Origin of the sequence: Photorhabdus asymbiotica, assembly GCF_003634575.1 — a bacterium.
Lineage (GTDB): Bacteria > Pseudomonadota > Gammaproteobacteria > Enterobacterales > Enterobacteriaceae > Photorhabdus > Photorhabdus asymbiotica.
On the sequence record NZ_RBLJ01000005.1, the window covers coordinates 171,339 to 196,439 of the forward strand.

Sequence of the window (25,101 nt, forward strand, 5' to 3'; positions counted from 1 at the left end):
CACTTTAAACCTAAGCTGGATAAAACTCTATTTATCAATTCGAGATTCCTAAAAATGCAAGGATAAGAAATGAAATTAAAGCTGTTATTACTATTATCAGGAGTGATTTTTATGTTTAACGCTAAAGCAGATGACCCCAGACTCTATATTCGCAGTGTATTCGATATCCAATATGCTTTCTGTGATATTAAGACCAACGGTGTAACAGGATTCAGTAACCGTAATTCGGCCCTGGAAGGGCGAGGGTTTGGTACCGCCAGCACGGGTTCTATGTTGTTTATGGTAAACGGAGAAAATGAAATTAGCCTAGAATTCGGTGCCCTAGGTTGGTTCTCCTCAGATGAAATGTCAGATAAAGCCCGTAATCATTTCAACCCTGAGGCTAAATGTCAGTTAGAGTTAACCGCCATGCGCGGTAAAAACAGCCAGATTCTGACAGCGATTGAAGTAGCGATTGATGAAAATGGTCAACCCGTGGCAACAAAATCAAAGGATGAACCCAAATACGCCGCTATCAGCACGCCGGTTATACGTCATGTAATACAGGCCGAAAGTACAGAAGCCGGACATATAGAGAAACAATATTTTGATCCCAAAGAGTTTCCACCTAATATGACCTTATACCGGTTCAGTCGTAATGTAAAAATCAGTGGCTTACCTGACTGGGAATGGATTAAAGCAACGCCTTATACCGACACCCCAGAACAGCGCCGACAACTACAGCAGGCTTATATGGCTGTCTGGCAGGCATATCATGCCAAAGATGTAAATACTATCCGGGAACAACAAAAAGTCTCGCTGAAAGCCTGGGCCTGGTCAACCGGTGAAAGTGAAGAAAGCATTTTCACTGACCAATCCGTTTACCATGATATCAAAATAAAAAGCTTCAAAATGATACCAATTAACTGGGACGATTACAGAGTTAAGATAATGAACCAGGGTAGAATGGTCAGACTGGTAAATAAATCTGATTTAAGAAACTCTCCAATATCCTACTATTACGTTGATGATGAAGACGGTGAAACTGTTCTGGCTACTGTCGCACCTATTTTCTCATTAATTAACGGTCGCTTTGTCCAAGTAATTTAATGGATAACAATATCGGGTTATTTAACCCGATATTTTTTCTTAATGGAAAATTTAATAAACATTGCTAACATCCGTAGACCGCATGGTGATTATAAATCGACACAAATACAGGGAAACCCCCTATCAATCTATTCAAGTAATAATATTAATAATTCAGATTATTTTATAAGGTAAAAATATAATAATTTCTTATTGAGATTAGTTATATATAGCCAAGTAATACAGCTTTCGCTATTGCCTGGAATTTGTTTCTACAACCTAGTTTCTTAACAATATTCATTAGGTGAAAATCAACAGTACTTTTAGTGACACAAATGGTTAATGCAATCTCACTTGATGTCATCCCATCTGCTGTATACCTCAATACTTCTAATTCTCTATTTGAAAATGAAGTTTCATCTACATAGAAAAACTGCAAATACTTTGTATGTGATGTCAAATATCTTATTATCCTAATATATACTCCTAAAATTTCTCCACTGCATTTATACATTGTCTCGTTATCAATGTGTCCGTCTTTCCCGGCAACAGAAAATATTCCGTAAGTTCCTGAAAATGCCGGAAGCCCAAATGTGATCCCAGAGCGAAATCCATGTTTCTGGCTCACATACCAAAGTTCTTGCCCATTGGATTCTGAAAAAAAATCCAAATCCCATATTTTTGAAAAAGAAGGTGGAACAGGTCGAAAATTTAGAGTTGGATCAATCATCCAATACTTTCTTTCGATATAAAGATTTCGCCAAGATTCATGATAATTATTAAAGAAATACACTTCACGATTAGATATCGGAAAGCGTGCCTTTAATATAAGGGAGAACAAACTAAACCCTGAAATTTTGTTAATAATTTCAAAAACTTCAGACACAAAATGAGCATCTACATCCAATTCATGAAATTTATAGGGTAAGGTATAAGACCGATAAACATTCATTTAACGCCCTCTGAAAAATTAAGAATATTGATAGTAAATCCCAATATTTATTATAGTAGCAAAATTTATATTTAATAAAGAAAATAATAATTTGTTGTTATATAGAAGCAAGTTTTGACCAGCCACAATGTATTATTCGTAAATGAGAGAAATTATATCAATAGGATTAAAATGTTAATCACCATGGGAAATAATATATATATAAAAACATATTACAGTCACATTAAGCCATTTCCAAGGTAATTTAAAAAATCATTTAACATATTAATCTAAAGTTTTTGTTTTTTACTTTTTATAACAATAAATTAACTAAAATATTGAACTATAAAATCAATACCTAATAAATATATGAGTAATTTTTCCGTATAAACTATGATTTATACCAGTAGCTGTTTCAACTTTAATAGTTAATTATATAAAAAGAAAGTTATTAAAATAATAATAAGTAATCAAAATAACCTTGCAATTCTGAATAAATAATTTAAATATGTAAAGAGGTGTTATGATGAATGAAATCATTCAGGGTAAAGATAATATTACAGCTAGAAACTCTGTCACTGCTGATGTGACCTTTGTTATTGATGTTGATTCAATCATTGAGTATCTTCATACTAATAATATTAAAAACTCTCTGGACCCTAAAAATCCAATAACTATCCGTCAGCATGTATATATAGCTAATTATACTCCAGAACTTGGACTGAAAGTGGCGAGTTCATCTGGTGCTCGGGTCACTGTTCCTATTAATGCAAATATTAGATGGAGGGCGACAACTGTATCTAATAATTTCGACTATACGATTATACTATATAAATTCAAAAAACTGAGTACCGGAGAAGATGTCATCTCCGTCCCATCACAAATATGGTCACAGAACCCTATAGGCAAAAAAGTTCCAATGGTCCCCTCAGGAGTTAATGCAGATAAGGATGAACCTACGGTAATTTTTATTGAATCTAAAGATAGTTATTTCCAGGCAACAGCTCATAAACCTGGTGTAGAACAATATACATGGTTTTTTGCCGCTTATGACGGCACAAAGCTTCTGGGTTATTATCGATACGATCCATATGTTGAAGTAACTAATAGTTAAACACTTATATGCTGTAATTTCTCACTGGAAAATTATCAAAATAATTTTCCAGTATTTTTATTTTACACGGTATATACCCTATGGATTTCAAGACGCATCGCGACGGCCAGGGAGCGAATCCCCGGGAGCATAGATAACTCTGTGACCGGGGTGAGTGAGTGCCGCCAACAAAGAGGCAACTTGAAAGATAACGGGTATAAAATATAGCTCGATATCTATAACAAACATTGAATAAAGAACAAGCAGAACTGTGATATTACAATTCTGCCCGAGGAGAAGAGTATTTGATTGAACGAGTTTTTCGATCTTAAAAAATATCATTTCCATTTTACCCGGTAAAACTATTGCTAATCTCTATTCACTGCTGTGACAATAAAACCTACAATTATATATACCCAAGTAACGCAGCTTTAGCAATTGCCTGAAATTTATTCCTACAACCCAACTTCTTAACGATATTCATTAGATGAAAATCAACCGTACTTTTAGTTACGCAAATAGTTGACGCAATCTCACTGGAGATCATGCCATCTGCGGTATACCGTAGCACCTCTAATTCTCTATGCGAAAATGAAATTTCATCTATGTAGAATGTTTGTAAATACTTTGTATGTGATATCAAATATCTTATTATTCTAATATATACCTTCAGAATCTCCCCACTACATTTATACATTGTATCATTATCAATGGGCCCATCTTTCCCTGCAACAGAGAATATTCCATAAGTTCCCGAAAATGCCGGCAGACCAAATGTGACCCCAGACCGAAACCCATGTTCCTGCGTCATATACCAAAGTTCTTTCCCATTGGATTCCGCAAAGAAATTCAAATCCCATACTCTTGAAAAAGTAGGCGGTACAGGCCGGAAGTGTAGAACAGGATCGATCATCCAATACTTTTTTTCTATATAAAGCGCCCTCCAAGATTCGTGATAATTATCAAAAAAATACACTTCACGGCCAGATACCGGAAAGCGGGTCTTTAATACAAGAGAGAACAACCTAAATCCTGATATTTTGTCAATAAGTTCACAAATTTCATCTATAAAATAAGCATCTACATCTAATTCATGAAATTTATAGGGTGAAATATATGGTCGATAAATATTCATTCAAATCCCTCTTAAATAAAAATTCAGAATATTGATAATGAGCTCTAATATTTATCATAGTAGCAAAATTTTTATTTGATAAGTAAAATTTTTATTTATTGTGATAAAGAAGTACATAATCAGATAACATAAAATTTTTTGCCCATTAACTTGAAAAATTATAATAATGTAGTTGAGTTTTCTATAATCAAGCCAAACATCATATATAATAGACACAAACCCTTCTTAAGAGAATATAAAACTATTTTTAATCAATATAAAAATACACTTTAATATATTATATAAAAACCCAATTGTTTTTAATTTAAAAACAATAAGTTAATAGGAAGATTAGCTATATCTAAGAGATGCCTCAGAAATATATAAGTAATTTATTGGTATAAACTATGATTTATACCAGTGGTTATTTCAGGATTAATAATTGATCATTAAGTGACAGAAAGATCTTAGAACGGCTTAGTCCAATAAAGGAGTACAGAAATGAGTGAAATTGTGGATGTTCTTGTTTGCGTAGATGTTAATTCTATTATTAAGGAATATTCTTCCTTGAGCAACACTCCTAATTCTCCTACAAAAATAGATAATAAGTTCATTCGCCATATAACTAGCAATAGCAATACTTATCTACCGGAGAAAAATGCCACAGGAGAATTAAAAATAAAGATTAATATTGGTGATACTATTAAGTTAAGGGTTATGTCTCTAACACAACAATTTGAATATGGTATATATCCACATAAAATAGTAATGCTACCCGAAAAAAAAGTCACACTAAATGCCTCTGATAATTACAGTTACACTCTTTATCTAGATAAAAGTGAAGATAGTTCAGATATATGTGGAAAGTATGAGAATCAACAGACAGTGGATAACTACATAGAATGGAAAAGTCAAACTAGAGGACAAATATCATTTTACTGTGTTCTGTATATATATAATGTGAAGATGAAACTTAATAAATATATTTTTTACGATACTAAGATTAATGTTTTATAAATTAAAAAATTATCATATAATAGTGAGGATAATATTATGAATGACAAAACCAGTTTTAGAAAAATTAATTCCATTGATATTCTTGTTGCTGTTGATGTAAAATCTATCGCAAATGACATTGGCAAAATCAACTCAAAATTGAGCCAAGATTGTAAAAAACCAACCCCAATTGATGATAAATATTTTTATTATATTACTACTCAAGATCAACAATACACTCCCAAGGATAATGCCACAGGTAAGACTATAATTACAGGAAAAGTAGGCGATTCTATTAGATGGCGGGCTACGAGTCTCTCTGCTCAAAATAACCATCAAGTATTTTTATATCATATGAAAGCACTATCAAATGCAACTTATACTTCTTCACCAATTATTAATAAATTATCTAGTGACATTTATTTTTCAAAGGAAACAATAAATCCTAAGACTGTCTGCACTCCCTTTACAGCTATGTACATTTCTTATCTAGAAACTACGTTGCTTAGCCCAGGTGACGTCCAATATATATCCTATATATCTATATATGATAACAATAACTCTCTGATTGGTTATTGCAGTCATGATCCACTTATTCATATTATTTAATTTAATAACCAGATCCGTTAATCTCGGGCACTAGTACTATCTACTAATCATCTAAATACAATAACTTTTCATACGATCCGATTAACAAGTATATCTTTCAGGCATGACGGTCAATTGCTATATTTCAACATCTTCCTACAAAAAGAAAATACATTATGAAATATAAACAATTGACCTATAAAATAAGATATTGGAATACAAAACACACAATGAATTATTTTAATCTATAGTAAAATCATTTTCACTTATTATACAGATGCACATAGAATCATTGGTTTATTATTTACTCTGATTCATAAACAAATAGAAAACTCAGAACTATAAGATCCTTAAAAACCGCTTATAACCGCTTTAATCAGCACTCAGAATTAGAAACAATTAATATTGTTTTAAACAAAACACACTCAAGATCTAATATCCCCCTAAAATAATACCAATGAAATTCTAACAGGCCAAACTCAAATATATAATTTAATTATTTAAAAATATAAAAGGTAAATTTAACTATTATCTAATACATCCATTAATAAATATATAAGCCATTTTCTTTTATAAACTATGATTTATACCAGTAGCTATTTCATATTTAATATTCCATATTTAATATGTTAGACAATTACTAAACAGTCTAACACAACATAACTCTCTATAATCAAGGAGAATAAAAATGAGCGAAGGTATAGATATTATGGTTTGTGTAGATGCAAACGCTATCGTTCAAAGATATAATTTGAGCAAGAGGTCTGACCTCCCTACAAAATTAGATAAAAATAACAAATACTTATATTACATCACTGGCAATGGGAATATTTATGCTCCTGGAAATAATGCCACAGCATGGACAGCTGTAAAAGTTGATAGTGGTTCTGTTATTAGGTGGAGGCCCTCATCCTTGTCACAACAATTTGAATATACAGTACTCCTATATGAAATGAAAGGTGATGCTATTAGCAAAGGAATTATTGATAGTCCTTCTATGTACTCTGGTGATATTACTATTCCTTACCTAGCTTTTGATAATGAAGAAACTATATCTACAATATATAAACAAGATAACGTAAGGCAGTACTATCATCAATCGACAGCTGAGAATAAAGGTAAAGGTTCATGTAATTGGTCTATGATGATATATAGAAGAGAAAGTTTAATGGGGTATATTTCTCATGAATTTTCAATTGAAATTATGTAAATCTATAAAACTAATAGTTGGAAAAATATTATGAACAGCATAGAATATATTCCTTCAGAAGATCGTTCTTTCAAACCTATTGATGTCATTGTCTGTGTCGATGCACAAACTATCGAAGATGATATCACTGCTGGTAAACTAAAATTAAGTAAAACACAAAACTCTCCGACCGGAATTAGTAACAAATATTTTTATTATATTACTTCTCAGAATCAATTATATGCTCCCAAGAACAATGCCACAGGTGAGCTAGAAATTACAGATAAAGTTGGCGGTATAGTGAGATGGAGAGCATCTAGTTTATCCACCCAATTTGATTACCAAGTATTTTTATATCATATGACAGGTTCAGGGGTTAATACTTACATCTCCTTACCAACCCTTATAGAAACAGATTTTAACATCGTCGTTCCTGAACAAAAGGGGACAGGTTTACCTAATCACATATACCCAGTTACATTTAAACCGAGAAGGGTTTATCACCAACAATCTACGTTGCTTAGCCCAGGCAGAGCACAATATACATGGTATATATCTATCTATAATAGATGGAATAATCTCATAGGTTATTGTACTCATGACCCATTCATTAATATAATTTAATTATATGTTAATTTCTCACTGGAAAATTGTTTTGATAATTTTCCAGTATTTTTACTTCCCACGTTATTGAATATATATAATAAACATTAATTCATATACCCTATGGATTTCAAGATGCATCGCGACGGCAAGGGAGCGAATCCCCGGTCACATAGCTAACTATGTGACCGGGGTGAGTGAGTGCCGCCAACAAAGAGGCAACTTGAAAGATGACGGGTATATAACAATAAAATACGATTTATCATAATAAGTACAACATCATTTAGAATGGATGTTTATTCTTGTTAAATAATTAGTTACCTGTAAACTTTCAGAGATATTTAATGCATCAAGTCAATCTCCAAACCATATCAGTAATTTTCTTATATAAACTATGATTTATATCAGTAGCGATTTCAGTCTGAATGGTCAATTATTAGGTGATAACTAACTCTTCAAATATCTTAGTTCAATGAAGGAGCAAGAAATGAGTAATATTGTAGATATTCTTCTTTATGCAGATGCCAAATTTATTATTAAAAGATATTGGAGATAACATTAGATGAAGAACAATATATTTATCACAATAATTTGAGTATGCAGCGATTTTATATAACATGATAAAATAATTATTGACGGTATTATAACAACTCCAGAATTAAATTTTTACCTAATATCTAATTATCAAAAACAAAGGGATTCATTAGAGTGATAACGAATTATTAAAATAATTTTCCAATTCATAAAAAATTCAAATATATAAAGAGGTATTATAATGAGTGACATAATTCAAAATAGATATGATTCGGTTGACGGTAGAGTGGTTACAGCTGAGGTTATCTTTGTTATTAGTGTTGAGGATATTCTTGCTTATCTTCATAACCATCAGATCGATCCCAAACTGTATTTAGATTCAACAAACCCATATAGGCTCAATAGCGGTGTATATATCATTAGTTACACTCCAACGCTTGGAGTACACGGAATGCACGCTTCTTGTTCATCTGGCGAACACATAAAAGTGCCTGTAGGTTCGAACATTAGATGGAGGGCGACAACTATATCTGATAACTTCAATTATACTGTTGTATTGTATAAATTCTATAAATTGCATTCATCAGGAGACGATATTATCTCGCCCCCATCAAAAATATGGTCACACACCTCAAGTAAAATAATTCCAGCCCTTCTATCTGGAGTAAATGCCAATGAAGATAGTCCTAAACTAGAGTTTACTGAAACCAACGATCATTTTTTTCAAGCAACAGCCCTCACTAAAGGTAAAGAACAATATACATGGGCTTTTTGTGTCTATGATGGGGAAGATCTACAAGGGTACTTTAAATACGATCCATATATTAAAGTAATATAACAACTAAATATTTAAACACAAAAGACTATCACTGGAAAATTATCAGAGTAATTTTCCAGTTATTATATCCTTATTTTTCTCAGTTTTATCCTATACCTGTAAAAATATAAAGTTATATGACAATGAAATTTAAGAATACTATATGGTTATAAAATAAAAATTCTAGCAGACAAAAAATTTTTATTTCCACCCATCAATTCAACAATCTTCCGACAATTATTCCACTCCAAATTCAGATAATATTCTTCCTATTATTCTTTTTCCCAACAAAAAATCACCTATAACAACTATCACATTAGGCATTATCATTCTTTAAGCCCAAAAACTCTGAATTAAAACTTAGCTTATCATTACTGATTTAGCTTAACTCCTCCTTTCTTTAAAGATTTTCCTAATGGAAAAATTCTATTACCCAATCAAAATAACCACCTATTACTTATTCCACTTAAGTTAATTCATTAATAAGCAACAAAATAAGTGTTCTTATTAACTCATTATTATCCCAATAACCAACTAATTGAAATTTCTAATAGAAAATCAAGATATAAAAGAAACGTAACTCGTTAATCAGAGCATGATATAACCTGGAATATGCTTTAATAACTAATCAGTTAGCCAATACGCATGTAATTACCCATCAGGCTAAAACCCCATATTTATGTTTTATGGAATAAAATATCATCCTTATCGGTGAATGTATGATAAAAAGAATATCTATTTTAATATTGTGGTGTATTTCCTCCCAAATAACCGCTTCACCAGCAGAGATAAATGATATTCTGCCAATGACAGAGGCCAGGAGAACGTTGCAAGAGAGTTCTCGGGAAATTAACCAATTAATAGAACAACGCCGATATCAGCAATTAAAACAGCAGGCTAATACCGTCCCTGAATCAACACCTGCGCCTGTATTGCCGGAATCCAGGCAGTGCCTGCCATTAACCGGGGTTTACCTTAAAGGGGTTTCTCTTCTCTCTGTACGAGATTTAAATACTCTCAGCGCTTTGTCCCCAGAGTGTATCAGTAGTCATGATATCAACCGACTTAGCCATGAACTGACTCGTCTCTATATCAGTAAAGGCTATGTCACTGCCCGTATTCAGTTTATTGCTCCCGATGCAGATGGCGAGTTAGGGTTAAATGTTGTCGAAGGTTTTATTGAGAAAATCGAAGGCGGTGATCGTTGGGTTAACAGCAATATGTTGTTCCCCAGTCTGGAAAAACAACCTCTTAATATCACGCAACTTGATCAGGGTTTGGATCAGGCTAATCGGTTACAGTCCAATAAAACGACGCTGGATATTTTGCCAGGGACAGTTAATGGTGGTTCCATCATTAAACTGCATAATCAGCACAGTAAACCCTGGTTGCTGAATGTCACCACCGATAATTATGGACAGAAAAGTACCGGGAAATGGCTGGCTCGCACAAACGCCAGTTTCGATAGCCCGTTGGGTTTATCTGACTTTATCAGCTTGAATGCCAGCAGCACGTTGGATAGCCCATCCAATCGATATAGCCGCGCCGCTACCCTACTCTATTCAGTACCCTACGGTGCAGCAACATTCAGCGGATTTGGCAGTTATTCCCAATATGCCAGTCATCCCTATTTGCAAAATAAAACCGTAAAAATCTATGGGAATACGCAGCAATTTGGGATGCGTTCTGATTTTGCCTTCTATCGCAATCAATCTCAGATTAATACGGTCAGCGGGCAGCTTATTTATAAGAATTACAATAATTACATCAATGAATCCAAGATTGGTGTCAGCAGCCAAACGCTAAGTGTATTTGAACTCGGTGTTAATCATTTACAAATCATCCCCACCGGTTTAATCACTCTGAATCTGAGTGTTGAACAGGGTTTACCTTGGTTCGGTGCACAAACTTCCACAACTGATCTCGATAAACAATTCACCAAAGGTAAGTTGATGGTCAACTTGCATCAGCGTTTTATGTTGTTCAACTCCCTTTATCAACTTAATAACCTGCTTTATGGGCAATACAACCGGAGCGGTCTGCCCGGTGTCGAATGGCTGAATATCACTGATCGGAATGCGGTACGGGGATTTAGCAAAAACACGCTATCCGGTGATAACGGCTGGTATCTGCAAAATACGCTATCCCGGACGTTCCCGATTGCTAACAGTACATTATCAATGCGTATCGGTATTGATGTCGGCCAAATCCACGGCTATCGCAGCCCTCTAGGCTGGCAAAGCAGTGCCGGAATAAGCACCGGAGCCACGCTGAAATATCAACGCATGGTATTTGATATCGAAGCCAGTCGTGGGAAATGGCTTTCCAACCACAAAGCAGTCGATGAACCCGTTCAAGTTCTAACCCGTTTTTCTTACACCTTTTGATGCTTTTCAGCAGTACCCAATGTTGCACACATAAATATAAATAATATATAGAGACTCATGTATGAAAAATAAAAAATTTAAGTTATCTCCTACTGGCAAGCTTGCCGCTTCCATGGCAATCATCCTTGTGTCCTGTTCTACCAGCTTTGCTAACGACATCGTCGGTGGCGGCGATTCGGCACATCGTCCCGATATTTTAGCTATCGAAGGTAAAGCAACGGTTATAAATATCGTGCCCCCTTCCCCGTCCGGGCTGTCACATAACCAATATTTGGATTATAACGTCGGCCACGCTGGGGCCGTTCTGAATAACGCTTTGCAGGATGGCCAATCACAATTAGCGGGTCAACTCGCGGCTAACCCCAATCTGAATGGCCAAGCCGCCAGCCTGATTCTGAATGAAGTGATCAGCAGGAATCCTTCCCTGTTATTAGGTCAACAGGAAGTCTTCGGCATAGCCGCAGATTATGTGTTGGCAAACCCGAATGGCATTACGTGTAATGGCTGTGGTTTTATCAATACCAACCAAGCTTCTCTGGTCGTCGGTAATCCACTGGTGGAACAAGGCAATCTGCAAAGTTTTAATACTTTTAATAATCAGAATGGCTTGAAGATTAAATCAGATGGCTTAACCGCCAATGCGGTTCTTAATCTCATTGCCCCCAAAATTGACAATCGGGGCACTGTCACAGCTCAAAAACAGATTAATGCTATCAGTGGTGCAAATAAAATCTCAGCCACAAGAGACGTGATCGATTCTCAGCAAGAATTGACTGGCGTACTGGATAGCTATTATCTCGGCAGTATGCAAGCCGGACGTATCCATCTGCTCAATACCGCCAAAGGCAGCGGGGTCAATCTACAAGGCTCTCTTACTGCAAGTAACGAGATTATTGTTGATGCTCACGGCAACCTTAATTTAGAAGCTGCGCACCTACAAGGTGGAAATATTGATCTTCTGGGCGATAATATTGAGGTAAAAGGTAAAGTCAGCGAATCGAAATATAATCGTGACGGCAGTAATAATTACCAAAGCTATTTTCGCAGTGTTTATACCAATGATAGTAAAAATAGCCAGTCAATTACTCGTACTAAATTAGCAGGTAAAAATATTTCACTGGTTGCTAATAATAATCATCAGATTACAGCCACTGATATAGTGGGTGACGATGTTAATCTCAGTGGTGCCAATCTGACTTTAGATGGACAGCAATTAAATCAATCCACTAAGAATATTGATAACCAACGGGGTTATTCCTGGCGATATGAGGTTACTAAGGAGAGTGAAAAACAGCATCAAGCAGGAAACAATATTCAGGCTAAAAAAAATGTGGTTTTAAACGCGACAGAAGGTGACGTTAAGATCCTTGGCAGCAAAATAGATGCTAAAGATAAACTGGCGATTACCGCGAAAAAAGGTGTCCAAATTGCTGGTCTGACTGAAACAGAAAAAACGTCTGAAACAGGTTACAAAAAAAATCACACCGCTAAATTGCAGACAGGAAGTTGGGAAGAGAGTAAACAAACTCAGCGTCTGATCGCCAGTGAATTACAAGCAGGAACTGATCTTAATATTAAGGCAGGAACCCAAGCCGACATTCTTGGCGCTAAAGTCCACGCAGGTCAAAATATGACTGTGACCGCCGGTCAACAACTGCAAATCGATGTTCAAAAAATCTCTGACAACCGTATTGTACGTGATGATAAAAAATATTGGGGCGGTATTGGCGGGGGCGGTAATAAAGATAACAGTGAGTTGAAAGAAACCAGTCATGCATCTGAACTGACTGCCAACGGGCGTTTATTGCTGTCAGGCCAAGAGGGTATATCCATTACCGGCAGTAAAGTCAAAGCGGATCAAGGTGCTTTTGTTGATGCCAATAGTGGCAAATTAACTATTGATAATGCGGTCAGTCATCTCAATCAGAAAATTGATGAGCGAACGGGAACCGTATTCAATATTACCAACAGCTCACAAAAAACTAATAGCAAGCAACAGAAATCCCATGGCAGTGAATTAGTTTCTGAGGCGGATCTTAAATTACTCGGTGATGAAGATTTCAATATCATTGGCAGTCAGGTAAAAAGTGCCGGTGCGCTCAATCTGAAGACAGCCGGTAATATCAAGGTACTTTCTTATGGCGAACAGCAACAGGTTGATAAACAAAACACCTCGTTGGATCTACAAAGCCACTTCCAACCAAAGGCAGATAAACAGTATCGTGCCGGAGTAGGTATTGAACATACCAGTAATAGCCAGAAAAATCAGACGGTCATCCAAAAAGCTTCCACCTTGAGCGGAGGAAGTATCACTCTCGATACTGATAAAGACGTCATTCTCACTGGTTCTAATCTGGTGACAACCAAGGGTGATGCTAAGATCAGCGGAGCAAATGTTCATCTGTTAGCGGCGGAAGGCAAAAAATCTGAAGAGAAATTTCAGAGCAACAAGCACGTTGGTGTCTATCTTACAGGCGGAATAGATAAAGTAGGCTCAGGTATCTATGGTGGCTATGAAGGCAATAACAGCAATCATACCAACAGTACCGCTGTCGTTTCTGGTTCTCAGATCGCAGGTGATCTGAATATTAAAGCCAATGGTGAATTGATTCAGGAAGGTACTGACCATAAAGTCAGTGGTACTTACACCGCTGAGGCAGGTAAAGTCAGCAATTTGGCCACATCCAATACAGAATCACATTCCAATAATAAACTACAAGTTGGCACCGATATTGGCGTCAATATCGATTATAGCGCTGTCACCCGCCCGGTTGAGAAAGCAGTAAAAGACCCCGTTAAAGCCGCTCTGGATGGCACGTTCACCAAGAAAGGTACCCCTAATCTGGGAGCAGATCTTGCAGCCAACGGCAATAACATCCAGACTGAGGACAAAAAGTCTGAAGCGGTTGTAACATCTGTCCAGGCCAGCAATGTCGTTATTAAAACCAATGGCGAACTGTATGATCAAGGCACTCAGTACCACGCCAACAAGGGTAACGTTACATTGGAAGCCGGCAACCATACCAGTGAAGCAGCGCAGAATCGCCACGAAAGTCGTCACAATGAAACCAGCGGCAAGGCTGACCTGCGGGTTTATACCACAACCGGCGAAGATATCTCCGCGAATGGTAAAGGCAAAGGTGGCACACAAAGCAGCTATACTGCCACAACCCAATCTGTCACCAGCAAGATTACCGCAGAAAATGACATTAATATCCGTGTCGATAGAGATGCTGAATATCAAGGCACATCTTTGGATGCCAAAACAGGTAAAACCAACATAGACGCTGGAGGTGATATCCGTTTTGATCATGCCGCCAACAGCACAACGAAAACCTCGACTGGCTATCACGGTGAAGCTTCTGCTAAAGGCGGAAACTCCCCAGAAGGCAAGAATATTCACATTGGTCTTGGTGGCGGTTATAACACCGATAGCAAAAATAGCAGCACAGCTCAGGTGAGTAAGATTGACGGTCAGCAAGGTGTCAACCTGAACGCAGGTAATCATTTGACACTGAAAGGCTCAGAAGTAACAGGCAAGCAGATCGATCTGAAGGCTAAACAAGGTAATGTTGAATTGGTATCTGCTCAGGATCGAGTGAATAACGACGGTTGGGAATTCAATCTGAAAGGCAACGGTGGTCATTCAAACTCCGTCAAAAAAGCGGAAGATGACAGTACAACTACCACCACAAAACAGAGCTTTGGTGGAGAACTCAAAGCCGGAGTTGATCGCCTGCAAGCAACAACTCACCATAATAGCCATATTAAAGGTGAAAATGTCGTTATCAACAGTGGCGGTGATACAACAATTAGCGGGGCACGGATAGACGCTGATCAAGTAACAGGTAACATTGGCGGTGACTTGCGGGTCGAAAGCCGTAAAGACACTGAACATGGGCTGAATGTCGGTGTTGATGCGGGTCTTAATTACGCGAAAGAATCCAAAGTAAAAAGCGACGATCTACCTAAAGATGAGGCAACGAAAGATAGTCCACCTCAGGATGATTCATCTAAAGACGATATATTGAAAGATGATCCAACTAAAAATCCAACAGAAGAGCCACAACAGAAAGGATTGCAGGAAAGGCTGACCTCCGCATTTAACACTATCAATAATCTTAAAGGTATTAATGGGGTTACAGGTAAATTCAAAGGCAATGTCGATATCAAAGATCGGGAAAGTGTCAGTGAACAATCCGTTATTTCCGGTAATCAGGGAGTTAATCTGGATGTAAAAGGAAATACACATCTGGTCGGCGGGCAGATTGGTAGCGAGAAAGGTAATGTCATTCTTAATACCCAAAATGTAGAACAACAATCTGTCACCGGCTATGACAATGGTAAAGGAGGTAACATTGCATTACCTGATTCTGTTAGCGGAATTGTCAAAGCCGTTCAAGAAGGTGTATTGTCCGGTAAAATACCTTTGGTGAAAACCTATAGTAATGAAACCGAAAATGGTATGACTAATGGTGAAATAATTAATCATAAGTCTCAGTAATTTTTTCTTTTCTAAAAGATCCTTCAAATGGAGGATCTTTTTATTGCCGTTGATATTTCATAACTCATATTCTTTTCAGCAGATGAGCAAGGCAAACCATCTTTAACAGTTGACCATCCAATACAAATATTTTATATATCAAATCATAAGATAATAAGCCACCTTGATGAAGGTGGTTTTTAAATAAAGCCAGCATCAATATTTTTTTATTTCCTTTAAAATTTGGTAAATATTCTCTATACCCAATAAATTTCGAGTTGCAGCGCGGCGGCAAGTAAACGAATCCCCAGGAGCATAGATAACTATGTGACTGGGGTGAGTGAAAGCAGCCAACAAAGCAGCAACTTGAAGGATGAAGGGTATATACCAATAGAACATTCATCATCTGAAGCTAAAGTCGTTGTTATGAAACTGAGTCTATCCCTAGATTTGTTGGTAAATGTTACATTTGCCTATAAATCGGCTGAGATAAATAAATATCATCAAACTCATGTTTATCATTCAGTACTTTTCCCCTTTCAGCCTTAGCTATTTCACGTTGTAAAATAATAGCTACTTCACTTTTATTTAATTTCTCAGAAAGAATTAATGATGTTTGCGTTTTATCGAAATCGATATTATGTCTATCAATACCAAAGTCATTCAAACTATTCGCAGTAAGCTGGGTTGCCCATCCATTTATATCTGAACAATCAGGTCCCGCTGCAATAGCAGATATTGACAGTGACAACATAGTCACAGACATTAATATTATTCGACCGTTAAATCGTGATCGCCACTGCACCCTATTTGTTTCTTGGTTATTGTTTCAATGGTCAAGATTACACTTATATGATTAATAAATGAAAGGTTAAATTTTGTCCGTGACTGTCGCCTGGAAAATCAGCATTACCGAAAGTTTATCGGACCACATTCTCCCCGTTAAACTGACAACATATCACTTTGATAAAAGCTCACATTTGACAACGGAATCATCTCGTAGAAATATGGCACTATGAGATCACTCATATTTATTCAAAGTAACTATTTGAGGCTATACATGCCAAAGGATGCAGAAAGACAGGAAATAGCAGAACATCAGCCGGAAAGGTTATCCAGAACACCTTTAGAGAAGGGAATTCATCACGGTAAAACAGCCATTTCTCTGACTGTCAGGATAGGAAATTATATCCGCAATATTCCTGTCGTCGCTCACTTTATTCGCGCAACTCTGCGCTTTAATGATCGAATGGGTAATCAGTTTGGTGCCGCAATAACGTATTTTTCATTCTTATCTCTTATCCCAATCCTGATGCTCTCTTTCGCCATTGCAGGTTTTATTCTTGCCTCTAATCCCGATTTGCTGGCAAAACTGATCAATGGGATCGCAAACAGTATTAGTGATCCGACATTAGCCAATACACTGAAAAATAGTGTCGATACCGCAATTAAACAACGTACTACTGTGGGATTAACCGGTTTAGCCATTGCACTTTATTCCGGTGTGAACTGGGTAAGTAATTTACGCCAGGCTATTCTCGCGCAATTTCACCCTGTTTGGCTGCGTAATCAGGAAGATGAAAAGAAGATCTATTTTAAATATATTCGTGATGCCATTTCTCTGATTGGGCTACTGTTAGCGCTGGTTATCACTCTATCACTGACTTCTATCGCCGGTTCCGCACAGGCAATCATAGTCGAAATATTAGGATTAAGTGGCATTGAATGGCTGCGACCATCCTGGTTTCTGATTGGTTTGGCAATTTCTATTATCGCCAATTATCTACTGTTCCTGTGGCTATTCTGGGTGCTACCCCACCACCAGCCAGAACGCAAGGCTCTGTTGAAGGGGACGCTGATGGCAGCTATCGGCTTTGAAGTTATTAAATATATTATGACTATGACGCTGCCACGCCTCGCCAGCTCCCCTTCTGGTGCCGCGTTCGGCTCAGTTATCGGTCTGATGACATTTTTCTATCTCTTTGCCCGTTTAACGCTATTCTGCGCTGCCTGGATAGCCACCGCAGATAATAATCAAGATAAAAATACCGAATAAATATTCCCAGGCAGATCTCATCTGTCAATTAATAACCGATGAAAAGGAGCTGTTTATGCCGTTTGTTAATATCAGAATTACTCGTGAAGGTGCTACAGCAGAACAAAAGAAGCAATTGATTGAAGGAGCCACTCAGTTACTGGTCGATGTATTGGGTAAAAATCCTGCAACAACCTTTGTTATCATTGATGAAGTCGAAACGGATAACTGGGGAATCGGCGGTCAGAATGTGACTGAACTTAGAGCTGCGGCTAAAAAATAGCTCAACTTTAGTATGATCAGGGCGGTATTTCCACTGAGGTATCCCCATAAAACAAGCATAGAGTTTTGTGATCTTATTGATTGTGCCAACCAATGAGATAACTCTATGCCTGTTTGTTCATTATGTCAGACATTTTTCCGGAATGCGCTTATTCCTCTGCATATCCTATCGTCAAAGAACCATCATTGACTGACTTTTATCCCGGTAATGTAACCCTTCCTTTATGTAACTGACAGCATCACAGATACCAAATAAACATTAGTAAACCTACTAAATTTTGGACAAATTTTTACCTCGTTTCTTGTCTTATATTTAGTTATGTACCTGTTAATTCGAAGTTAAAATAATTATAGACATAATATTTATTCTTGATATCATAACATTACAATAAAACATAAATTTTTTTAATAAAATGCAAAACAATAACTTAAAATCCGAAGGCTTTTCCCACTATCAATTAAATCTGGAGTATTCAGAGAAAGATAAAAGTAACTTATTAAATGAATTCAGCAAATTGGAGCCTGACGCTTATGCTCCTGACAAAGTTTCCCGATTTCGTCGGTATGGAAATGCCATCATTATCCCATGGTTAAAAGAACCTAAGTTGTATTGGCTACCAACAGTAAAAGATGATAACGGTAATAATCTATCTGGTTATGATCAAGGAAGTAACAATCCAGAACACAAAAACATGAGATATTTTAGTGCATTAAGTGATGAAGTAAAAAATAACGCACTATTAGAGAGTATAATTCTTGACGATTTTAAGAGTACATTTGGGTTAAATGATCATTATCTACCCATATATGTTGGAATACATTTTGTTAAAGTAAAATGTACGGATAATAAACTGCCTGGATTTAGTTCTCCTGACTGTTTCCACCAAGACGGTGAGCCTTTTACGTTTGCTCATTTAATAAACAGAAGTGAAAATATCGATGGCGGAATAAATTATATAGGAAAAGTTTCAGCCCGAAATAAAAAAATAGAAGATGTGAGTGATGACGAAATAATCAGTCAGTTCACATTAGAAAATTTCCTAGAGAGTTTCGCGGTTTGTGATGAATTAGTCAGCCATTATATATCTCATATTACGTTAAAAGAAGACGATGGAGAGGCAGAAAGAAGCATGATCCTGATAGACTTCTCAATGACTAAACAGGATATATAATGAAGGAGTCAATCACTTCAATTCTTATTATTTGTTTTTTACTAGCTCTAGGCTTTTTTCTTGGTAAATTAATCAAGGAAAATATCAAGGCAAAGTTAGTAGGAAGCATAACTATGATAGTGATGCTACTACTTTTCATGATGGGAATTGAATTAGGTGAAGTTTTCATAAACAGTAACCTGGGAACATCAATTATCATTGAGTCCATAGTGTTATCTTCTTTAATATCAATATCAACATTCTTGATATTATTTAAAAGAAAATTTTGCCAGATTGAAAAAAAAGAGAAACAATCATTCTTAGATCCATTTATTGGGTGTTTTAAAGCTATAATGTTTTTCTGCTTAGGCGTTTTGGTTTATAAGTTTACACATCTATCCTTAGCAGAACACAATATATCGAGTAATTATGCGTTATACACGTTGATATTACTTGTAGGGTTAGATTTGGTTAATTTCAGCTTTAAAGATATAAAAATTAACCACATAAAAATCCCTATTTTCACTATCGCGGGTACTGTTATCGGTGCCCTGATATTTTCTATGTTGACTGACTACTCTATCAGTGAGTCTATGTTAATATCTAGTGGATATGGATGGTTTTCATTATCTGGTCCTATGGTTACATCAATGACAAATCCTCATTATGGATCTTTGTCTTTCATGACTGATCTATTTAGAGAAATATTTAGTATATTCTTTCTTTATTTTCTTGGAAGAAGTTACCCTCAAGGTGCAATAGGGATATCTGGTGCAGCAGCATTAGATTCAGCTCTACCATTTATTAAAGAGAATTGCACTAATGAGGATATTAAATATGCAATCGCAAGTGGATTTGTACTAACGTTGTTAGCACCATTATTTATATCAGTATTTGTTGGATTAGTTTGATTTTTTTAGCTCTCCGTTCTCCTGCTTAAAATAAGCAGGAGAGCGTGCTATAACCATATTTATCCTGTAAAGCCCTCCTCTAACACAATATTGTGTCGTATCTGCTTGCCGCGCATGATGATACTCTGCGTAATCGAGAATACCTTTCGAAATAAAGACAGAAAAAACCACCGTTCAAAGGATCGCAAACCACGCCCATCGCTGAAAGAACAGGGACGAGCGTTAGCCCGGACACCATGGCTGATATTCATAATACAACACAATATACAGCCTGACAGATAATGAAAATCTACAGCCGAAGAACGCAGTCTTCTATACCTTTCAAGAAGCCTTTTCTTCCGGCTTGGATACCGGCGGTTGTGCCGGAGGATCAACTTTATCCGGCGCAAGTAACATTATCTGATTAAAGCTATTTCTTAACTGGTTCACATCCATCTCTGCCTCCCCTTTTGGCTGAATCAGAACAAATGCAACCTCTTGTGAAAGGATATGTTTTAGTTCATGGTTAAGCATTTCAGGTGTCAAGGAAGCCAAAAAAGCTTGCCTCAAGCGCTGATACTGTTCAGGGGCAATATCCACAACATTACTTTGTTGGGATAAGAGGCGCTGATTAATCAGAATATCCGTGCTGGTATGGCCGTACATGGCAAATAATTGCTTGAGCTGTGTCTGTTTCTGCGCATACAGCTCATCAAACTGCCCTTTCGGCAATCCTTTATCACGCAATGTCACCAACTCAGCTGCCAGATATTCCATTGCTGGCTTTAGATTACCTGCCGTGGTATTGAGATTCAGAGCACAACTCGCACGTTGATACTGCACTTTGCAATCCAAGCCCAATTTCAGCGCCTTATCATTTTTCTTCTCTAGCCCCAGTTGCAGGTAACGATAAAGTGCCTCTCGGGTAATATCACTGATCCAATAATGGCTAAGCACTTGCGAATCATTAATCGGCTGCCAATTGAGATCCCAAATCAGGGATAAAGTATCTTCTTTCTTTTTATCGCTAATGATCCCGATTGTTTCCGGTTTCATTGGTGACAATGTTGCAACAGTTGCTGGAGTATGGCGCTTACCTTTCAATGATGAAAACGACTGGCTAATATTTTCTGGTAGCGCACGGCTATCCACGTGGCCCGCGACATACAGCGTCATCATATCAGGGGTATACCACTGCCGGTAGAACTGCTTAAGTTTATCCAGGTCAACAGGGTGAGCAGCACTCTGAGCCGGATCATGCCCTAACAAGGTTGAACCTTTCAGACGTCTACGCCACACCGGGTCCTGTATATCCGGTGGATAAGTTGCTACCGATGTATTGGCCATTTTCATGGCATGTTGCAAGGTTTCTGGCGTAAATGCCGTTTTACCCGCAGCATCAGCCAACCAACTTAACGCGTTTTTCAGTAGTTCAGGATGGTTATGTGGCAAGCTCAAGCTATAGAGGGTGAAATCATATGAAACAATAGCAGGAGGCAGCGGGTATTTCGGATCAATAGCGCTGTTCCATAGCTGTTCCAATTTGACAGAAGATAAGCTTTTACTACTGAACAGAGCGACTTTAGGAATCAACCAGGTATAACCTGCTTGTTGGGTTTTCTCCGCTAGAGAACCTGTTTTCACGACCAGACGCAACTGTATTCTGTCGTTAGGACGTTGTGGCGTTTGCAAAATTTGCCAGTTAAAACCGTTCTCCAGCTTACCCTGTTTCCAGGCAGGGTCAGGTTGCAGGACTTCTGCCTGCGTCTGGCCTGCAACGACCAGCATTATCCCACCAATAAAATAACGAATTTTCGTACCCTGCATGTGAACCCCTATACGATGTCTATCCTTGGTTTTAGCCTTCTATTGATAACGGAATATGTTCCCCTTAACCAATAACAATCGGTAGAAAAAGCAAAAACCTGAATTTTAACAGGCGAGACCCTGTCAGGATTATAATTGAGGGTTAGACCTCAAACCGCCCAGGATGGTTTCTTGATGACGGAAGTTTATGCTTATCAAATTGACGATTATATCCCCTGATCAGCAGGCCCAGCTCATCATCCTGATGGTGTTTAGGGCAAGTCATTGGCTCCGGTGGTTGATCGTTATTAAGATCCCGTGCAATGTCACGCAATGGGTGCACAATAATCCGGTTAATACACCAGCTTATTGATACCGTAAGAATAAGTGCTAGCAATAAATAAGCTGTCAACATCAGAGCCAATGTATTCATAGCAAAACGATATACCCGGTTGGAATCCACTTGCAAAATCAAATGTCCCAACGGCTTGGCGTTTGCTGGTACTGAACCATACGCATAAAGAGGGATACTCACCTCGACAGGTATCCCAAAAACACGTTTAGCCAGTTCTGGAATCGGACGATGGGTGGCAAAATTCAATCGTATCACCCGGATATTCTCCGGTAACACCACATCTGCCCGCCCTAAAATACCCGCAGTACGTAGCCCTATCAGCAACTCTTTTGCTTTACTGAGATCGGACCTGAGTAGTGCTTCTGTTAACGGTACCTGCACCTGGACTGCTGCATTATTAAGCTGGCTGATATAATCATCTTTACGTTGCTGTATAAGATGGCATAACTGAATAGCAATAAAAATAGCAATGGTCACCAGCGTGACGCCGGTCACTGCGGCCATCTGTTTAATGGTTAACGAACGTTTGACACGCAATTTCATTTTCACTTAAACCAATGCCTATGGGATATTGCAGTTATAACATGCCATCAATGAAATTGAGTATACTTGATTTTACTACTAACGATCCCTGTTTCACTTATCCAAGTCGTTATTTTTCAGAAATAATTACCTTTTATAGCTATCTAAACTATTAGAAATACACCAAAATATTTACATGGTGATAATGGCGAACCCATTATCACCAAAATTTCTTATTGAATACTTACTAAGCCATTATTCCATAGCAACATTTTCATCCTGATCAACCGCAAAACAAGCAATCAGTTGATCACCATGTTGATTCAGTTTTGGCTGAAGCTGAGTACACATGCTCAGTGCCCGGCGACAACGGGCCGCAAATGCACAACCGGGTGGTGGATTCATGGGGCTTGGCAGTTCACCTGTCAGTTTTATCCGTTCACGGCGTAATTCAGGGTTCAACCTCGGCGTTGCTGATAACAACGCCTGCGTATAGGGATGACGTGGGTTACTGAAGATCATCTCCTTACTGCCTTTTTCCACACAACGGCCAAGGTACATCACCATTACCTCATCAGCGATATGCTCGACCACAGATAAGTCATGAGAAATAAAGACATAAGACAGTCCCAAATCTTGCTGTAAGTCCATCATCAGATTTAACACCTGTGCCCGCACCGATACATCCAGCGCAGAAACTGGCTCATCTGCAATCACTACATCTGGGTTCAACATCAACCCACGAGCAATCGCAATTCGCTGACGCTGGCCACCAGAGAACATGTGCGGATAACGTCCGTAATGTTCGGTTTTTAGCCCCACTTTCTCCATCATCTGCAACACCTTCTCTTTACGCTCATGTGCACTCAGTTTGGTATTGATTAGCAGTGGCTCCTCCAGGATTTGCCCCACTTTCTTACGTGGATTAAGTGAACCATAAGGATTTTGGAACACAATCTGGATCTTCTGACGACGTAACTTTTCAGCTTCCTTATTGGGTACCAGTAAATCCTGTCCCTGATAATAAAGCTCACCCTCGGTCGGCTTTTCAATCATCGTCAGCAGCCGCCCTAACGTGGATTTACCACAACCAGATTCACCAACAACCGCCAGCGTTTTTCCTTTCTCCAGTTCGAAAGAGACACCATCCAGTGCTTTTACAATACGGGCAGGTGAAAAAAGTCCCCCTTTGATCGGGTAATATTTTTTCAGTTCCGCCGCTTTTAATAACGGTACTGTCGATGTTTCCCGTTCCTGATAAGTCTGTTCACTCATATTGTCGGCCTCCCCGCATCGTCCAACGGCATATGACATTTCACCTGACGTTCCCCTACCGTTCTTAATTCCGGCTCCACTTGATGACAATAGTCATCAGCATATGGACAACGAGGATTCAGCAAGCAACCGATAGGTCGGTCATATTTCCCCGGCACAACACCCGGTAAAGAGGCAAGACGGGATTTATCCGCAGCAAATTCAGGTAATGCTCTGAGCAACGCCTGAGTATACGGATGGCGTGGCGCCCGAAAGATTTCTGATGCTTTGCCAGATTCCACAACCTGCCCGGCATACATCACGATAATATGATGAGCCGCTTCCGCAACTAATGCCAAATCATGAGTGATTAATACCAGCGCCATATTTTCCCGTTGTTGCAACTCCAACAACAGTTCAATAACCTGTGCTTGAATGGTGACATCCAAAGCTGTTGTCGGTTCATCAGCGATCAGCAATTTTGGTCGGCAAGCAATTGCCATTGCGATCATAACCCGTTGACTCATACCACCAGATAACTGATGCGGATAAACATCCAAACGCGAGGCAGGATCGGGAATACCAACCAATGTCAGCAAATCAATCGCCCGCTGACGGCGGGTGCGACGGTTACCGCCCTGATGCACTTTCAGCGCTTCCATAATCTGATATCCAACGGTATAGCAGGGGTTTAGACTGGTCATCGGGTCCTGGAAGATCATCGCCACTTCCGCACCGACCAATTGGCGGCGCTCTTTCTCGGAGATTTTGGTCAAATCACGCTGATTAAATTCCAGTTTGTCAGCCATCACCCTGCCCGGATAATCAATCAATCCCATCACCGCCAATGAACTCACTGATTTACCAGAGCCGGATTCTCCAACAATCCCGACAACCTGACCCTGTTCAACACGGTAGCTGATGCGGTCAACGGCGCGGAATGGTGCCTCTTCTTCACCGAAGTGAACCGATAATTTTTCTACATTTAACAGTGCCATTTCGC

The 25,101-nt window shown here is 38.1% G+C and carries 20 protein-coding genes; 14 read left to right on the forward strand and 6 right to left on the reverse strand.

What is annotated here, in order from left to right; genetic code table 11:
- Window positions 1-111: 111 nt before the first annotated feature.
- Window positions 112-1,089: a hypothetical protein gene (locus BDD30_RS20475; protein ID WP_231849171.1), complete on the forward strand. Its 978-nt coding sequence runs from the start codon at window positions 112-114 to the stop codon at window positions 1,087-1,089.
- A 202-nt stretch (window positions 1,090-1,291) separates the two neighbouring features.
- On the opposite strand, the gene BDD30_RS20480 is transcribed toward BDD30_RS20475, so the two are convergent.
- The gene (locus BDD30_RS20480) at window positions 1,292-2,020 is read right to left on the reverse strand and encodes a LuxR family transcriptional regulator (protein WP_012776448.1); all 729 of its coding nucleotides are present in this window, start codon (window positions 2,018-2,020) and stop codon (window positions 1,292-1,294) included.
- 505 nt (window positions 2,021-2,525) lie between these two features.
- Between BDD30_RS20480 and BDD30_RS20485 the strand changes: the two genes are divergently transcribed.
- Window positions 2,526-3,113 (forward strand): inclusion body family protein, encoded by a 588-nt coding sequence (locus tag BDD30_RS20485; protein WP_121302796.1) that lies wholly within the window; start codon window positions 2,526-2,528, stop codon window positions 3,111-3,113.
- Window positions 3,114-3,498: 385 nt separating this feature from the next.
- Here the strand turns inward: BDD30_RS20485 and BDD30_RS20495 are convergent, their stop codons facing one another.
- The gene (locus tag BDD30_RS20495; protein ID WP_012776445.1) at window positions 3,499-4,227 is read right to left on the reverse strand and encodes a LuxR family transcriptional regulator; all 729 of its coding nucleotides are present in this window, start codon (window positions 4,225-4,227) and stop codon (window positions 3,499-3,501) included.
- Between the two features lie 480 nt (window positions 4,228-4,707).
- Here BDD30_RS20495 and BDD30_RS20500 point away from each other — a divergent pair, with 480 nt between their 5' ends.
- The 12 genes from BDD30_RS20500 to BDD30_RS20560 all read left to right on the forward strand — a co-directional run bounded on the left by BDD30_RS20500 (window position 4,708) and on the right by BDD30_RS20560 (window position 20,182).
- Entirely contained in the window at window positions 4,708-5,223 is a 516-nt protein-coding gene (locus tag BDD30_RS20500) for an AidA/PixA family protein (RefSeq protein ID WP_012776444.1), read from the forward strand.
- Window positions 5,224-5,259: 36 nt separating this feature from the next.
- Window positions 5,260-5,811 carry an AidA/PixA family protein gene (locus BDD30_RS20505; protein ID WP_012776443.1) on the forward strand — a complete coding sequence of 184 codons (552 nt, stop codon included), beginning with the start codon at window positions 5,260-5,262 and terminating at the stop codon, window positions 5,809-5,811.
- Between the two features lie 667 nt (window positions 5,812-6,478).
- Window positions 6,479-7,000, forward strand: coding sequence for an AidA/PixA family protein (locus tag BDD30_RS20510; RefSeq protein WP_012776442.1), 522 nt, complete (start codon window positions 6,479-6,481; stop codon window positions 6,998-7,000).
- Window positions 7,001-7,030: 30 nt separating this feature from the next.
- Window positions 7,031-7,603, forward strand: coding sequence for an AidA/PixA family protein (locus tag BDD30_RS20515; RefSeq protein ID WP_012776441.1), 573 nt, complete (start codon window positions 7,031-7,033; stop codon window positions 7,601-7,603).
- A 754-nt stretch (window positions 7,604-8,357) separates the two neighbouring features.
- A complete protein-coding gene (locus tag BDD30_RS20520) occupies window positions 8,358-8,954 on the forward strand; it encodes an AidA/PixA family protein (RefSeq protein ID WP_012776440.1) in 597 nt (198 codons plus the stop codon).
- A 698-nt stretch (window positions 8,955-9,652) separates the two neighbouring features.
- Complete coding sequence (locus tag BDD30_RS20525) at window positions 9,653-11,320, forward strand: ShlB/FhaC/HecB family hemolysin secretion/activation protein (protein WP_012776439.1); 1,668 nt, start codon at window positions 9,653-9,655, stop codon at window positions 11,318-11,320.
- Window positions 11,321-11,381: 61 nt separating this feature from the next.
- Window positions 11,382-15,824, forward strand: a complete 4,443-nt coding sequence (locus BDD30_RS20530) for a hemagglutinin repeat-containing protein (protein ID WP_012776438.1) — start codon at window positions 11,382-11,384, stop codon at window positions 15,822-15,824.
- A 306-nt stretch (window positions 15,825-16,130) separates the two neighbouring features.
- Window positions 16,131-16,352, forward strand: a complete 222-nt coding sequence (locus tag BDD30_RS23285; protein WP_147408144.1) for a hypothetical protein — start codon at window positions 16,131-16,133, stop codon at window positions 16,350-16,352.
- A gap of 511 nt (window positions 16,353-16,863) precedes the next feature.
- Entirely contained in the window at window positions 16,864-17,859 is a 996-nt protein-coding gene (gene yhjD, locus BDD30_RS20545; RefSeq protein ID WP_041381468.1) for an inner membrane protein YhjD, read from the forward strand.
- Between the two features lie 55 nt (window positions 17,860-17,914).
- Complete coding sequence (locus tag BDD30_RS20550) at window positions 17,915-18,121, forward strand: 2-hydroxymuconate tautomerase family protein (RefSeq protein WP_012776434.1); 207 nt, start codon at window positions 17,915-17,917, stop codon at window positions 18,119-18,121.
- Between the two features lie 412 nt (window positions 18,122-18,533).
- Entirely contained in the window at window positions 18,534-19,292 is a 759-nt protein-coding gene (locus BDD30_RS20555; RefSeq protein WP_012776433.1) for a 2OG-Fe dioxygenase family protein, read from the forward strand.
- Entirely contained in the window at window positions 19,292-20,182 is an 891-nt protein-coding gene (locus BDD30_RS20560) for a LysO family transporter (protein WP_012776432.1), read from the forward strand. Before BDD30_RS20555 ends, BDD30_RS20560 begins: the two co-directional genes overlap by 1 nt.
- A 321-nt stretch (window positions 20,183-20,503) precedes the next feature.
- On the opposite strand, the gene BDD30_RS20565 is transcribed toward BDD30_RS20560, so the two are convergent.
- From BDD30_RS20565 to dppD, 4 genes are all read right to left on the reverse strand, one after another.
- Window positions 20,504-21,988, reverse strand: coding sequence for an insulinase family protein (locus BDD30_RS20565; RefSeq protein ID WP_012776430.1), 1,485 nt, complete (start codon window positions 21,986-21,988; stop codon window positions 20,504-20,506).
- 142 nt (window positions 21,989-22,130) lie between these two features.
- Window positions 22,131-22,865 (reverse strand): HAMP domain-containing protein, encoded by a 735-nt coding sequence (locus BDD30_RS20570; protein ID WP_041381467.1) that lies wholly within the window; start codon window positions 22,863-22,865, stop codon window positions 22,131-22,133.
- 234 nt (window positions 22,866-23,099) lie between these two features.
- Entirely contained in the window at window positions 23,100-24,119 is a 1,020-nt protein-coding gene (gene dppF, locus BDD30_RS20575) for a dipeptide ABC transporter ATP-binding subunit DppF (RefSeq protein WP_012776428.1), read from the reverse strand.
- Entirely contained in the window at window positions 24,116-25,096 is a 981-nt protein-coding gene (gene dppD, locus BDD30_RS20580; RefSeq protein ID WP_012776427.1) for a dipeptide ABC transporter ATP-binding protein, read from the reverse strand. The genes dppF and dppD overlap by 4 nt, the downstream gene beginning before the upstream one ends.
- Window positions 25,097-25,101 lie beyond the last annotated feature (5 nt).